General features: G+C 71.8%; 12 protein-coding genes. All 12 read right to left on the reverse strand.

The window, feature by feature from the left end; translation table 11 throughout:
• Nucleotides 1-247 precede the first annotated feature (247 nt).
• Nucleotides 248-1,339, reverse strand: a complete 1,092-nt coding sequence (gene aroB, locus ACIQV3_RS30325; RefSeq protein ID WP_403717457.1) for a 3-dehydroquinate synthase — start codon at nt 1,337-1,339, stop codon at nt 248-250.
• Nucleotides 1,336-2,523, reverse strand: coding sequence for a chorismate synthase (gene aroC, locus ACIQV3_RS30330; protein ID WP_403717458.1), 1,188 nt, complete (start codon nt 2,521-2,523; stop codon nt 1,336-1,338). The genes aroB and aroC overlap by 4 nt, the downstream gene beginning before the upstream one ends.
• A 56-nt stretch (nt 2,524-2,579) precedes the next feature.
• Complete coding sequence (locus ACIQV3_RS30335) at nt 2,580-3,704, reverse strand: prephenate dehydrogenase (protein WP_403717549.1); 1,125 nt, start codon at nt 3,702-3,704, stop codon at nt 2,580-2,582.
• On the reverse strand, nt 3,704-4,081 hold the full coding sequence (gene aroH / locus ACIQV3_RS30340) for a chorismate mutase (RefSeq protein WP_403717460.1): 378 nt from the start codon (nt 4,079-4,081) through the stop codon (nt 3,704-3,706). Before aroH ends, ACIQV3_RS30335 begins: the two co-directional genes overlap by 1 nt.
• Before the next feature lie 44 nt (nt 4,082-4,125).
• Entirely contained in the window at nt 4,126-5,532 is a 1,407-nt protein-coding gene (locus tag ACIQV3_RS30345; RefSeq protein WP_403717462.1) for a class II 3-deoxy-7-phosphoheptulonate synthase, read from the reverse strand.
• A gap of 155 nt (nt 5,533-5,687) precedes the next feature.
• Nucleotides 5,688-6,959 (reverse strand): multidrug effflux MFS transporter, encoded by a 1,272-nt coding sequence (locus ACIQV3_RS30350; protein ID WP_403717464.1) that lies wholly within the window; start codon nt 6,957-6,959, stop codon nt 5,688-5,690.
• A gap of 29 nt (nt 6,960-6,988) precedes the next feature.
• On the reverse strand, nt 6,989-7,636 hold the full coding sequence (locus ACIQV3_RS30355; RefSeq protein WP_403717466.1) for an NAD(P)-dependent oxidoreductase: 648 nt from the start codon (nt 7,634-7,636) through the stop codon (nt 6,989-6,991).
• A gap of 64 nt (nt 7,637-7,700) precedes the next feature.
• Nucleotides 7,701-8,513, reverse strand: a complete 813-nt coding sequence (locus ACIQV3_RS30360; protein ID WP_403717469.1) for a class II aldolase/adducin family protein — start codon at nt 8,511-8,513, stop codon at nt 7,701-7,703.
• A gap of 162 nt (nt 8,514-8,675) precedes the next feature.
• Nucleotides 8,676-10,220 (reverse strand): FAD/NAD(P)-binding protein, encoded by a 1,545-nt coding sequence (locus ACIQV3_RS30365; RefSeq protein ID WP_403717471.1) that lies wholly within the window; start codon nt 10,218-10,220, stop codon nt 8,676-8,678.
• 202 nt (nt 10,221-10,422) lie between these two features.
• Nucleotides 10,423-11,466: a hypothetical protein gene (locus ACIQV3_RS30370; RefSeq protein ID WP_403717473.1), complete on the reverse strand. Its 1,044-nt coding sequence runs from the start codon at nt 11,464-11,466 to the stop codon at nt 10,423-10,425.
• Between the two features lies 1 nt (nt 11,467).
• Nucleotides 11,468-11,965: a flavin reductase family protein gene (locus ACIQV3_RS30375; protein ID WP_403717476.1), complete on the reverse strand. Its 498-nt coding sequence runs from the start codon at nt 11,963-11,965 to the stop codon at nt 11,468-11,470.
• An 80-nt stretch (nt 11,966-12,045) separates the two neighbouring features.
• Nucleotides 12,046-13,584, reverse strand: a complete 1,539-nt coding sequence (locus tag ACIQV3_RS30380; RefSeq protein WP_403717478.1) for a 4-hydroxyphenylacetate 3-hydroxylase family protein — start codon at nt 13,582-13,584, stop codon at nt 12,046-12,048.
• Nucleotides 13,585-13,750 lie beyond the last annotated feature (166 nt).

Raw genomic sequence — 13,750 nt, forward strand, 5'->3', positions numbered from 1 at the left:
GATTCGGGGGATTCGGGGGATTCGGGGGATTCGGGTACGGATGCGCGTCCGGGTCCCGCGGAACCCGCGGGCCCCGCGGCCCCCACCACTCCTGCGCGTACGAGGCCTGCGGTGCGTTCGGCCGCTGCGCCCCCGCCGGCCCACCCCGCCGGGCGGACCGATCCGCCGTGGCGGACCGCGCGGGCACGTTGCACCGCGCGGGCACGTCGGACCGCGCGGGCACGGGCGTAGCGGACGGGGGCCCGCTTCACCGGGAGATCCGCTCGTGGGCGGCCCGGAGCAGGTCCTCGTCCGGGGCGGTGAACAGGGCGGGCCGGCCGATGGCGTCGAGCACGACGAACCGCAGCCGGCTGCCCCGGGTCTTCTTGTCGATGCCCATCGCGTCGCGCAGCGGGGCCCAGGCCCCGGCGTGGGTGGTGGGCAGGCCGGCGGCGGCGAGGAGGGTGCGGTGGCGCTCGGCGTCGGCGGCGGACAGCCGGCCGTCGAGCCGGGCCAGTTCGGCGGCGAAGACCATGCCGACGGCCACCGCGTGGCCGTGCCGGACCCGGTAGCCGGCGACCCGCTCGATGGCGTGGCCCAGGGTGTGCCCGTAGTTGAGGTGCTCGCGGCGGCCGTCCTCCCGGAAGTCCTCGGTGACGACCTCCGCCTTGACCCGGACGGCGCGCTCCACGAGCTCCCGGGTGTGGACGGCCCCGGCGGGGTCCGCCTCGACCAGGCGCAGGATCTCCGGATCGGCGATGAACCCGGCCTTGATCACCTCGGCGAGGCCGCTGACGTAGTCGGCGGGCGGCAGGGTGGCCAGCAGGTCCAGGTCGCACAGCACCCCGGCGGGCGGGTGGAAGGCGCCGACCAGGTTCTTGCCCTGGGGCAGGTTGACGGCGGTCTTCCCGCCGATGGCGGCGTCGACCATGCCGAGCAGGGTGGTCGGTACGAGCACCAGCCGTACGCCGCGCAGCCACCCGGCGGCGGCGAACCCGGCGAGGTCGGTGGTGGCCCCGCCGCCGACGGCCACGACGGCGTCCGAGCGGGTGAACCCGGCGTCGGCGAGGGCCCGCCACAGGCCCGCGACGACGGTCATGTCCTTGGCGGCTTCGCCCTCGGGCACTTCCAGCGAGACGACGATGCGTCCCTCGTCGTTGAGTTCCCGCGCGATCCGCCGGGCGGTCGCCAGCAGCGTGCGGGAGTGCACGACGGCCACCCGCAGCGGTTCGGAGCCCAGTACGCGCCCGGTCTCGCCGGTCAGCCCGTGACCGACGACGACCTCGTAGGGACGCTCGCCCCCGACCGGTATCCGGGTGCTCCCCACCAGCGCCGGCGTGTTCAGCGTCGGGGCGCTCACCGGACGGCCAGGTTCTCGAGGTAGCTCCGGTGGTTGCGGGCGGTCTCGGCGAGGGAGTCCCCGCCGAACTTCTCCAGCGCGGCGTGCGCGAGGACCAGCGCCGTCATCGCCTCGGCCACGACGGCCGCGGCGGGCACCGCGCAGACGTCGGAGCGCTGGTGGTGGGCGACGGCCGGTTCGCCGGTGGCGACGTCGACGGTGGCCAGGGCCCGCGGCACGGTGGCGATGGGCTTCATGGCGGCGCGCACCCGCAGCGGTTCGCCGGTGGTCATCCCGCCCTCGACCCCGCCGGAGCGGGCGGTGCGGCGGCGGACGGCGCCGTCCTCGCCCCGCTCGATCTCGTCGTGGGCGAGGGAGCCGGGGACCCGGGCCAGGCCGAAGCCGTCGCCGAACTCCACGCCCTTGATGGCCTGGATGCCCATGAGGGCGGCCGCGAGCCGGGAGTCGACGCGCCGGTCGCCGTGGACGTAGCTGCCCAGGCCCGGCGGAAGTCCGTACGCGAGCACCTCGACGACCCCGCCGAGGGTGTCGCCGTTCTCGTGGGCCCGGTCGACCTCGGCGACCATCGCGGCGGAGGCCTGCGGGTCCAGGCAGCGCACCGGGTCGGCGTCGACGCGCTCGGTGTCGCCCGGCCCCGGCACCACGCCCTCGGGTGCGGCGGCCGCGCCGAGGGCGACGACGTGGCTGACGATCGTGATCCCGTACGCCTGCTGGAGGAAGGCCCGGGCGACCTCCCCGACGGCGACCCGGGCGGCGGTCTCGCGGGCGCTGGCCCGCTCCAGGACCGGGCGGGCGTCGTCGAACCCGTATTTCTGCATCCCGGCGAGGTCGGCGTGGCCGGGGCGGGGGCGCGAGAGCGGGGCGTTGCGCGCCCGGCCGGCCAGCACCTGCGGGTCCACCGCGTCGGCGGCCATCACCGTCTCCCACTTGGGCCATTCCGTGTTGCCGACCTGGATCGACACCGGCCCGCCCTGGGTGAGGCCGTGGCGGACTCCGCCGAGGAAGGTCACCTCGTCCCGCTCGAAGGCCATCCGGGCGCCCCGGCCGTGGCCGAGTCGGCGTCGGGCGAGGGAGTCGGCGACCGCCTTGGTGGAGATCTCCACGCCGGCGGGCAGGCCTTCGAGGACGGCGGTGAGGGCGGGGCCGTGCGATTCGCCCGCGGTGAGCCATCGCAAAGTACTCAAGGGTGATCCTCTGTCATGGGGCGGAAGGGTTCGTACGGGGATCCGCGGGCGCGGGGTCAGACGCCGACGGCCACCGGCGGAGCCTCGATCGGCCCCATCCGCTGGACCCGCCAGCCGGCGCCCATCAGGCCCTGGGCCAGGGTGACCGCGGTACCGCGGGCGACCATCAGCTCCACCAGGCCGCTCTCGTCGCCGGGCGAGTGGTCGATGGTCATGTCCTCGATGTTGACCGCGAGTTCGGCGGCGTTCGCGAGGAGCCGGGCGAGTTCGCCGGGCTGGTCCCCGATCAGGACGCGGACCGGAGCGCAGGCGGGCACCGGGTGCCCGTGCTTGCCGGGGATGCGGTCGCGGCCGCTGAGGCCGCGGCCGAGCAGGTCGGCCAGGAGCGTGGTGCCCTGGGCGCGTTCGTCGGCATCGTCGGTGGCGAGGCCCCGCAGGGCGGCCACGGTGACCTGGAGGTCCTCCGCGAGCTCGGTCAGCACGTCGGCGACCGCCGTGGCGTTGGACTCCAGGATGTCGCTCCACAGCCGGGGGTCGCCCCCGGCGATCCGGGTCACGTCGCGCAGCCCCTGCCCGGCGAGGCGGCAGGCGTCCTCCGGGAGGTTTTGGAGGCGGGCGGCCATCAGCGAGGCCACCACGTGCGGGGTGTGGGAGACGCGGGCCACGGCCCGGTCGTGGACGTCGCTGTCCATGACGACGGGCACCGCCCCGCACAGGGAGACCATCATGAGCGCCATGTTGAGCGCGTCGCGGCTGGTGTGGGCCGTCGGGGTCAGCACCCAGGAGCGGCCCTCGAAGAGGGTGGCGCAGGCGGCGAGCGGGCCGGAGCGCTCCCGGCCGGCCATGGGGTGTCCGCCGATGAAGCTGACGGGGTCCGCGCCGGCGGCGAGGACCCCGATCTCCGGTTCGGTCTTGACGCTGGCGACGTCGGTGTAGGAGCGGGCCAGGCCCCGCCTCTGCTGGGCGGCGAGCACGGTGCCGACCTGGGCCGGCGGGACGGCCAGTACGGCCAGGTCCACGGTGGCCTTCGGGGCGCCGACGGTGCCGGCGCCGAGCGAGGCGGCGGTGCGGGCGGCCGAGTCGTTCTCGTCCATGAGGTGGACGGCCACTCCGCGGCGGGACAGGGCCAGTGCGATGGAGGTTCCGATGAGGCCGGTCCCCACCACCGCGGCGGAGCGGATCATCTGGATTCTCCGGCGGTGACCAGGTCCTGGCGCAGGGCGGCCGCGCCGCGCAGGTAGATGTGCTTGATCTCGCGCTTGGACAGCTCCGTCTCGGCGTACGCGAGGATCCGCACGACCCGGGGCAGGGCCCCGGCGATGTCCAGTTCCTGCGCGCACATCATCGGCACGTCGGTCACGCCCAGATCGCGGGCGGCGACCGCCGGGAACTCACTGACCAGGTCGGGGGTCGCCGTGAAGAACAGGCTGACCAGCTCCTCCTGGTCGAGCCCGTTGGCGGCGAGCATCTCCTGGAACAGTGTGCGGACCCCGTCCAGCAGGTGGCCCCGCTCGTCGGCTTCCAGCTGGATGGCACCGCGCAGGGCACGCACGGACATGGGCTTCTCCCTTTGCTTCAGGTACGTCGATCGGCCGCTCGGGATCAGGCGGCGGCCGGTACGGCTTCGCGACGGGCGCCGGCCGTCCCGCGGTCGCGGTACGTCCCGCGGTCGCGGTACAGCTCGGCGACCCGGAAGGCCAGGTCGAGCGACTGCTTGCGGTTCAGGCGCGGGTCGCACGCGGACTCGTAGCGCTGTCCGAGGTCGGTGAGCCGGACCTCGGCGCCGCCCCCGACGCATTCGGTGACGTCGTCGCCGGTCAGCTCGATGTGGATGCCGCCGGGGTGGGTGCCGAGCGCGCGGTGGACCTCGAAGAAGCCGGTGACCTCGTCGAGCACGTCGTCGAAGTGCCGGGTCTTGTGGCCGCTGGGCGCCTCGAAGGTGTTGCCGTGCATCGGGTCGCAGATCCACGCGGGGCGCGCGCCCTCGGCGGTGACCTTGCCGATCAGCTCGGGGAGGATCTCGCGGATGTTGCGGGCGCCCATCCGGGTGATGAAGGTGAGGCGGCCGGGCTCGCGTGCCGGGTCCAGCTTGTCGATGAGGCGCAGGGCCTCGTCGACGGAGGTCGTGGGGCCGAGCTTGACTCCGATGGGGTTCTGCACCGTGGAGGCGAACTCGACGTGGGCGCCGTCCAGTTGACGGGTGCGTTCGCCGATCCAGATCATGTGGCCGGAGACGTCGTACGGCCGGCCGGTACGGGCGTCGACGCGGGTGAGCGCGGCCTCGTAGTCCAGCAGCAGGGCCTCGTGGCTGGCGAAGATCTCGGAGGAGTGGACGGCCGCCGGGTCGGCGCCGCAGGCGGCGAGGAAGGTGAGCGCGTCGTCGATGTCCCCGGCGAGACGCTCGTAGCGCTCACCGACCGGGGAGGCGGCGACGAAGTCGCGGTTCCACTCGTGGACCTGGCGCAGGTCGGCGTAACCGCCGGTGGTGAAGGCCCGTACGAGGTTCAGGGTGGCGGCGGAGGAGTGGTACATCCGCTTGAGCCGCTCCGGGTCCGGGGTGCGGGACTCGGGCGTGAAGGCGAGGCCGTTGACGGAGTCACCGCGGTAGACGGGCAGTTCGACACCGCCCTGGATCTCGGTCGGCTTGGAGCGGGGCTTGGAGTACTGCCCGGCGATCCGGCCGATCTTCACCACGGGCACGGAGCTCGCGTAGGTGAGGACGGCGGCCATCTGGAGCAGGGTCCGCACCTTGTCGCGGACCTGGTCGGAGCTGACGGCGTCGAAGGTCTCGGCGCAGTCCCCGCCCTGGAGGACGAAGGCCTCGCCCCGGGCGACGTCGGCGAGCCGGTCGCGCAGCCGGTCGCACTCGCCGGCGAAGACCAGGGGCGGGTAGGAGGCGAGGTCGTCGAGCGCGGAGCGCAGGGCGACCGGATCGGGGTAGGAGGGCTGCTGGGCGGCGGGCAGCAGCCGCCAGGAGTCGACGGCCGTGGCGTGCGTGGCGAGGGTCATGGTGGCTGTGCCTCGATCGGTTTCGGTGGGAAAGGGAAGAGGTGTGGGCCTGTCGCCGCCCGGGATGGCGGCCCCGGGACCGGGGGTCCGTACGGTGGTGCGGCCGTACGGACCCCCGGTGGGCAATCCGTTGCGGGTGCCTGTCTCGCCAGGGCCTAGACCGGCTCGTGGACCCCGGAGGGAACGGCCTCGGGTGCCCGGGCCTCAGGCTTCGCGGCTTCCTCACCGGCGGCCTTGTGGCCCTTGGTGAGGCCGAAGAAGAGCAGACCGCCGACGCCGAGGACGGCGATGACGATGCCCATCGGGACCGCGCTGTCCTCGCCGGCGAGGCCGACGAGCGGGACCACGGCCGCGCCGATCAGGTGCTGGGACAGGCCCAGCAGCGCGGCGGCCGAACCGGCCACGTCGCCGTGGTCCTGGAGGGCCAGCGCGAAGGAGTTCGGCAGGACGAGACCGACGCTGGAGACGACCAGGAAGAGCGCGACGAGCAGCGGGGCCAGACCGGCGTCGGTGAGGACGACGGCGAGCAGCCCGAGGCCGCCGACCGCGGAGAGCGCCAGACCGGTGGCGAGCAGGGCGCGCGGGCCGGTCTTGTGCACGATGCGGCCGCTGACCTGCGCGGCGATGACCAGGCCGAGCGCGTTGACGCCGAAGACGACGCTGTACGCCTGCGGGGACATCCCGTGGATGGACTGGAGCACGAAGGTCGAGCCGGAGATGTAGGCGAACATCGCGGCGAAGGCGAAGCCGCAGGCCAGGTTGTAGCCGACGAACACGCGGTCGCCGAGCAGCCGGCGGAAGATCGGGCCGGTGGCCTTGAGGCCGCCGCGCACGCGCCGTTCGGCGGGGTGCGTCTCGGGCAGGGCTCCGGCGACGCCGAGGAGCATCAGGGCGCCGACGATGGCGAGGGCGATGAAGATGCCCTTCCACGAGGTGACGAGCATCAGCTGGCCGCCGAGGACGGGGGCCAGGATCGGCGCGATGCCGGTGATGAGCATCAGCATCGCGAAGAACCGGGCCGCGGCGGGGCCGGTGTGCCGGTCGCGCACGACCGCGGAGGCGATGACGATGCCGGTGGCGCCGCCGAGGCCCTGGAGGGCGCGCAGCCCGACCAGCGTCCAGATGTTGGGGGCGAAGGCGCACAGCAGGGCGGTGACGGCGAACAGCGCCAGCCCGGCGATGAGCGGACGGCGCCGGCCGAGCGCGTCGCTGACGGGTCCGGCGATGAGCTGGCCGATGCCGAGGCCGAGCAGGCAGGCGGTGAGGCTGAGCTGGGCCGCCGAGGCGCTGGTGTTCAGGTCCTCGGCGATCTGCGGAAGGCCGGGCATGTAGGCGTCGTTGGCCAGCGGGCCGAGAGCGGTGAGTGCACCGAGGATGATCGCGAACCGGACGATGCCGGCGCTCTTCGGTGTGGCGGATGAAGTCATGTGTCTGATCCCCTCCGGGGAACGCGGAATCAGTAGGCGACGGTGATGCGGGCCTGGATCGCGTCGCCGCGCTCCAGTTCGTCCGCGAAGGCCACCGCGTAGTCGGCGATGCTGATCTGGCTCTTGCCTTCGGCGTCCACCAGGAGCTGCTCACCGCCGACGCGATAGGTCCCGGTGCGCTCACCGGGCTCGATCTGGGCGGCGGGGGAGATGAACGTCCAGTCCAGGGAGTCGGCCTGGCGGTAGAGGGCGAGCGCCTCGCTCTGGGCGAGCGCGTTCTGCTTCCACACGGCCGGGAAGTTCGGGTTGTCGATGACCTTGACGCCCGGGGAGACCTCCAGGCTGCCGGCGCCGCCGAGGACCACGACACGGCGTACGCCGCTGCGGGTGAGGCCCTCGATGAGCGCGTTGGCCGCACCGACGATGATCTTGTGGTCGTCGTCCACGCCGAGCTTGGGGCCGACGGCCGAGGCGACGGCGTCGTAGCCCGCCGCGGACAGTTCGGCCACGGTGTCCGCGTCGGTGGCGTCACCGGCGAGGACCTTGAGGCCTTCGTGGCCGTTGCCCGCGATCTCTCCGGTGCGGGTCACGCCGGTGACGGCGTGTCCGCGGGAGAGCAGTTCGCCCGCGATGGCGCTGCCGATGTGTCCGCTGGCTCCGAAAAGCAGGATGTTCATGGTGGTGCCTCTTCTTCCTCGGTGATTCTTCGGGGGTGGTGCCGGACGACATGACGTCCGCGGGCTAGTCCTCTTCGAGGAAGTCGGGCTGCTCGCGGATGATCTCGTCCCAGAGCAGCTGGAAGCTGAACCAGCCCAGCTGCTCGTTGCCGAAGCCGTCCCCGGCGGCGACGGCCTGCTCATGGGTGAAGCTCTTGGGCGTGCCCGCGGCCCTGGCGAGCAGCTGCACCTGGGCGCAGCTGTCGTAGGTGAAGAACCAGTGCACGGCCTCGTCGAGCGATCCGCCGACGGTTATCAGGCCGTGGTGGCGCAGCAGGATCGCGCGGTTGCCGCCCAGCTTCTCCGCGATGTCGCGGCCGAGTTCGGCCGAGACGGAGGGGCCCTCGTACTCCTCGTAGAGGACCTGGCGGTTGTAGAAGGCCGCCGATTCCTGGTCTATGGGGTCCAGCAGGCGGCCCAGGGCGCCCAGCGCGCGGGAGTGCGCGGTGTGGCCGTGGGCGGCCGCCGTGGCACCGGGCTGCATTTCGTGGATGGCCGAATGGATGACGAACGCGCTGGGGTTGACCCGGTGCTTGCCCTCCACGACCTTGCCCGCCGAGTCCACGCAGATGAGGTCGGCGACGCGGACCAGGTTGAAGGAGACACCGAAGGGGTTCACCCAGAACCGGTCCTCGTGCTCCGAGTCGCGGACCGAGATGTGGCCCGAGATGCCCTCACCGAAGCCGTACTTCCCGAACAGCCTCAGCGCGGCGGCGAGCCGCTGCTTGCGGTGGCGGCGCGTCTCCTCGTGGGTGGCGAAGACCGGCTCGCTCGGGATCGGCAGGCCGGTGTGCGTGTCCGCCAGGTAGGCGGGCCGGTCGGTCTCGGTGACGCTCATGCTCGGGGGTCCTCATCTCCGGAATCTCCGGGTCGTCTTCCGGTGTCGGCACGGGTACGGGTACGAGTACGGGTACTGCTGCTGGTACGGCTGCTGGTGCCGGTGCTGGTGCTGGTGCTGGTGCGCGCGGCGGTACGGGCACGGGTGCGGGTGCGGGTGGCGCTAGACCGTGAGCAGGACGTCCTCGTTCTCCTGGGTAGCGGCCGTGACGGTCTCGGCGTGCTGCAGGATCGCGCCGACGATGTCCTGGCTGCGGTCGACCAGGGAGGGGATCCCGAAGGTGAAGAAGAGCGAGCCGGCCGCGATGTTGCCGAGCCCGTACAGGCGCGGGTCGGGCCGGCCGTTGGTGGTCAGCTGGCTGGTCGGACGCGCTATGTGCAGGCCGCCGTGGGGGTGCCGGCTGGCGACGCGGCTGCGCATGAGCGAGGTGACCAGGGGCGCGGCGCTGGTGGGGATGCGCCCCTCGGAGGCGTTGACCGCGCTGATGACGCGGTCGGCCGTGAAGTCGTGTCCCTCGGCGGTGACGACGTCGAAGCCGGCCTCGGGGTTCGGGGTGATGTTCTGCAGGCCGGCGACGATCTCCAGCTTGTCCGCCTCGACGAGGTCGAGGAGGACTCCGGCGCTGCCGGGCGGCATCGGGCAGCACAGGCTCATGATCGTGCGGTAGTGGGCGCGCAGCAGCTGGACCTTGTCCTGCTCGCGCAGCATCGGCCAGACGTCGGGGCCGGTCTCGGGGACCGCGCGCTGGAGGATGCGCAGGCCCATGTGGGGGGAGTCGACCTCTTCGATCTGCCGGCGCAGCCGGTCGACCGGGTCCTCCAGGTCGACCCGGATGATCTCCGAGACCACCGCGTCGAGGTCGGCGCCGACGTCGCGGAACTCGGCCCGCATGATGGTGGCGATGTCCTCGAGGGTGACCTCGGGGTGGATCGCGGCCAGCTCTTCCATCCGGTGCGGGGTGAAGTGCCGCAGCTCGAAGGGGACCGCCTTCTGCCGTACGCCGGGCAGGACGCCGCGCCGGGACAGCAGGCTGATCCTGCCCTGGTGTCCCTGGGCGGCCAGCGACAGGATGATGTCGATGGCGGTCAGGCCGCTGCCGATGATCGCGACGTGTTCCCGCTCGCCCACGTCGGCCAGCTTGCTGACGATGGGGTACGGGTCCCCGACGAAGCCGGGGGTGTCGCCCAGACCGTAGACGTCCTTGGGGCTGTCGCCGCCGACGCACAAAATCGCGTAGTCGAAGGCGCGGGCCCGGCCGTTGCCGGTGCGCAGCAGCACCCGGTTGGCGGCGCGGCTCGCGGAGGCCACCCCCTCGCCGACGAGGTCGACCCGCCAGCCCTGGCGGCGCAGTTCGCCGAGCGCCGCGTAGGCGGTCTGCTCCAGGTACTCCCCGTAGACGGTGCGGGGGGCGAAGCGGCTCCCCGACCAGCGGTCGACTCCGGTGCGGACCCCTATGACCTTGTCCCGCGTCTCCAGCCAGTTCTCGAAGTGCTGGAGGTCGCCGGCGCGCACGGACATGTCGTCGGGGGTCGCGTTGACCTTGAGGGTCTCGGTGTCGACCTGGTAGGCACGCCCCCGCCACAGGTGCGGTGACGGTTCGAAGACCGTGAGGCTGCCCGGTTCGCTTTGTGTTCGCGACAACGCGTCGATCAAGCAGACTGCAGCCGCGCCTCCTCCGACGATGCCGATCGAGAATCCACGGGACATGTGTCAGTCACCTATCAATTCGTGGAAGGCGCGGGGTCGTCGTGCGCCGGCCTTGCTGTCCGCGATCACGGTGGCCCTTTCCTCGCCTACTCCGGGGATTCAGTGGGAGCCGCCGGCCACCCCCGGTGCGGCGGGGGCGGAACCGGTCGGCCAAAGGTGCGGGTCTTTGCGACTGGGTCTCTGCGACTCGGGTCCCTGCGACTCAGGCGGCGGAGTTCTTGAAGTTCTTCATCGAGACGGTGAAGTCCCCGCGGTTGGCGCGGTAGTCGATGCAGTACTCCTGCGGGTACCAGCCGCCGATCTGCCACCGCTGCGGCTGCTTGATGGGCCAGCAGCGGCTCGGGTTGACCCCGTTGGCTATGCCCTCGAACCAGGCCTTCGTGATCATCGGCTCGAGGAAGCTGATCTTCGCGTCGTAGGACCCGTAGATGAAGGTCTGGGTGAAGGCGACGGAGTGCCATTCGGGCGAGTTCAGGTCGACCAGGTGGTTGCCCATGGCCGCCTCGGCCACGTCGTTGTTCACGTAGTCCGCCGGCAGGTACTGCGGGGGAATCGGCTTGATGGCCGTCGCGAAGTCGTCGCAGTTGATGGCCAGGCCGCAGGGGCCGCTGCGGATCGCGTCGCGCTCCGCCTTGGACTGCGTGTAGAAGTGGAAGTCGAAGTGCGGGACGTTGTAGATGTGCTCCGGCCCGTGGCCCATCGGGTTGTAGTTCAGCAGGGCCCACTTGAGCGGCATCCCGGGCAGCGCGGTCAGCTGCGAGGGCAGCTCCAGCGGGCGCTCGTGGCCGCCGACGCACTCGGTGTGCTCGTTGACCGTGCCGTTGCCGTCCATGTCGTAGCAGTGGTGGCCGTCGGTCATGGTGGTCGGCAGGTTGGTCAGCGTGTTCTGGGGGAAGACGAAGCCGACGGTCTGCGGGGTGGTGCCGTTGATCTGCGCGTACGTGCGCACGGTGCCGTTGCCGAGCGCGCTCGGGGCGCCGTACGAGGCACAGGCACCCGCGTAGGAGAGCGTCTCCCGGAGCAGTACCTGCGAGGCCCACTGCGCGACCTTGACGGTGCGCTCGCGGGCCGGGGCGTCCCGCGTCACCAGGCAGACGGTCACCGGGCCGGGCGTACGCGCCGCGGCCCGCGCGGTGGAGTCCGTGGCCTGGGCCGGGTCGCCGGGCAGGATCAGCAGGGTCAGGGCTGATATGGCCAGGGCGGCTCCGAGGAGCACCCGCCAGCTCAACAGGTTCTTCGCACGCACTTCACACCTGTTCCAGTTCGAATCTGTGGAATCCGCCCTGAAGGAAGATCAGGGGGGTCTGGGTCTCGCGGGCACCCATGGCGACGACTTCGCCGATGACCATCACGTGGTCGCCTGCCACCACGTGGTCGCGCAGGCTGCACTCCATCCAGGCCGCCGCGTCGAACAGGAGCGTCCCGGTGGCCTCTCCCGGCGCTCCGGCCACCTCGGTCAGCGCCTGGTCGCGCTCGGGCCGCCGGCGTGCGAACGCGCGGGCGGTCGACTCGCCCTCGGCGCCGAGGATCGAGATCCCGACGACACCGGCCCGCAGCAGCTCGGCGAAGAACTCCGAGTCGTGACGGAAGCTCAGCGACACCAGCGGCGGTTCGAGGGAGACGGAGGTGAGCGAGTTGACGGTGATCGCGTTGTGGGTGCGCACGCCGTCCTGGTCGGTGTAGGTGCTGACGACGCACACCCCGGTGGCGAAGGAACGCATCACGTCGCGCAGGTCGTGGTTCATGGCCGGGCCTCTCTGCTGGGCGCGGACGGGTGCGCGCGGCGCTTCGGCCGCGGGCACCCGTCCGGACGCGGGCTTGACGGTCAGTTGTCCTGGGCCCAGCGGCCGCGGGTCCAGCCGTCGAGGTCGTAGTCGTCCAGGGCCTTCTGGACGAGATCGCCGTAGTTGTCGAGCAGACCGGCGCCGCGCGACCAGTTCAGGGTGTCGAGGCGCACCTGGTCGGGGCCGCCGGCGTAGTTGAGCTCGTACAGCTCGTGGCGGGCGCCGAACTCGGTGCCGATCGCGTCCCAGGCCAGCTTGAAGAGCTTGGTGCGCTCCTCGGCGGTGGCGCCGGTGCCGCGGTAGTAGCGGTCGAGCAGCGGGCGCAGCTCGGGGTTCTGCAGGTCCTTGGCGCTGGAGGGGGTCATCAGCAGCGCGCCCGCGAGGTGCTCCTCGAAGAAGCGGTGCGTGCGCTCCCAGCTGAGCGGGGCGAGCGCCCGGTAGCCGGCCGAGTAGTCCATGCGCGGCAGGACGGTGCCGGCCGGGCCGGCCTCCGGGTCCAGGGCCATGGCGGTGGTGACGGCCCAGGTCTGGTGGCGCCAGGCGAGCAGCTCGCCGAGGCCGGCCTGGACGCCGCGGAAGCCGTCCGTGCCGTTGATGCGGGTGCCCCGGTCGAGGACGCCCGCCATGAACTCCAGCTTGACCGACATGCGGATCGCGCCCTGGAAGAAGCCGCGGGAGAGCAGGCCGGAGCGCGGGAAGTACTGGTGGATCTTCTCGGTGTCCCGGTAGATCAGGACGTTCTCCCAGGGGATGAACGCCTTGTCGAAGACCAGCACCGCGTCGTTCTCGTCGAACCGGCTGGAGAGCGGGTTGTCGAACGGGCTGGTGGCCTTGGACTCGTAGGAGGTGCGGCAGACGACCTTCATGCCGGGGGTGTTCAGCGGGGCCAGGAAGGCCAGCGCCATGTCCTCGGCCTTGCCCTTTTCGAGGTTGGCCAGGTGGATCTGGCCGACGAAGGCGACGTTGCTGAGCGCGGAGGCGGTGGCCATGAGCTTGGCGCCCTCGACGACGATGCCGTCCTCGCGCTCTTCGACGACCTTCAGGTAGACGTCGCGGATCTCGTGCGCCGACTTGTTGCGGTCGACCGGCGGGTTGACGATCGCGTGGCTGATCGAAAGGCCCTGGCGGGCGTACTTCTCGTACCAGGCGCGGGCGTTGTCGCCGAAGGGCTCGTAGAAGTCGTGGGTGACGGCCAGGCCGGCCATGAACGACGCCTTGTAGTCGGGCGTGCGGTTCATGAAGCCGTAGCTCAGGCGGGCCCAGTGCTCGATGGCGTCGCGGGCCTTGATGAGGTCCTCGCCCGAGTGCGCCGGGGTGAAGAAGCGGTGGACGCGGTACCCCGTGTACCGGTCGACCGTCGTCATCAGGTCCTTGGTGTCCGGGTGGTGGAGCGCGTCGTAGAGGTGCGCGGTCGACCGCGCGGCCATGGCGAAGGCCGGGTGCGTCGTCACGTCCTTGACGAGCTCGCCGTCCACGAAGACCTGGCGACCGTCGCGCAGGCTCTCCAGGTAGGAGTCGCCCGTCATGAGGTCGTTCGGAGCCTCGCCGGCCGACTGATCCACTATCGGGACCTGACCCATTTTGGTGTCCTCTCCAGGGGTAATACAAGCGACCGCTGCCGGACGCACAGTTCGATTGCCCCGAGCGTAGGCTCGGCCGCCGATCCGCTCTTGCTGGGCCGCGCACGGACAATTGCCCATCTACGCCAACCCTGGCGTCATCACCTTCGAGGAGGTACGTCAACTA

Origin of the sequence: Streptomyces sp. NPDC099050, from assembly GCF_044759865.1 — a bacterium.
In the GTDB taxonomy this organism is placed as follows: domain Bacteria; phylum Actinomycetota; class Actinomycetes; order Streptomycetales; family Streptomycetaceae; genus Streptomyces.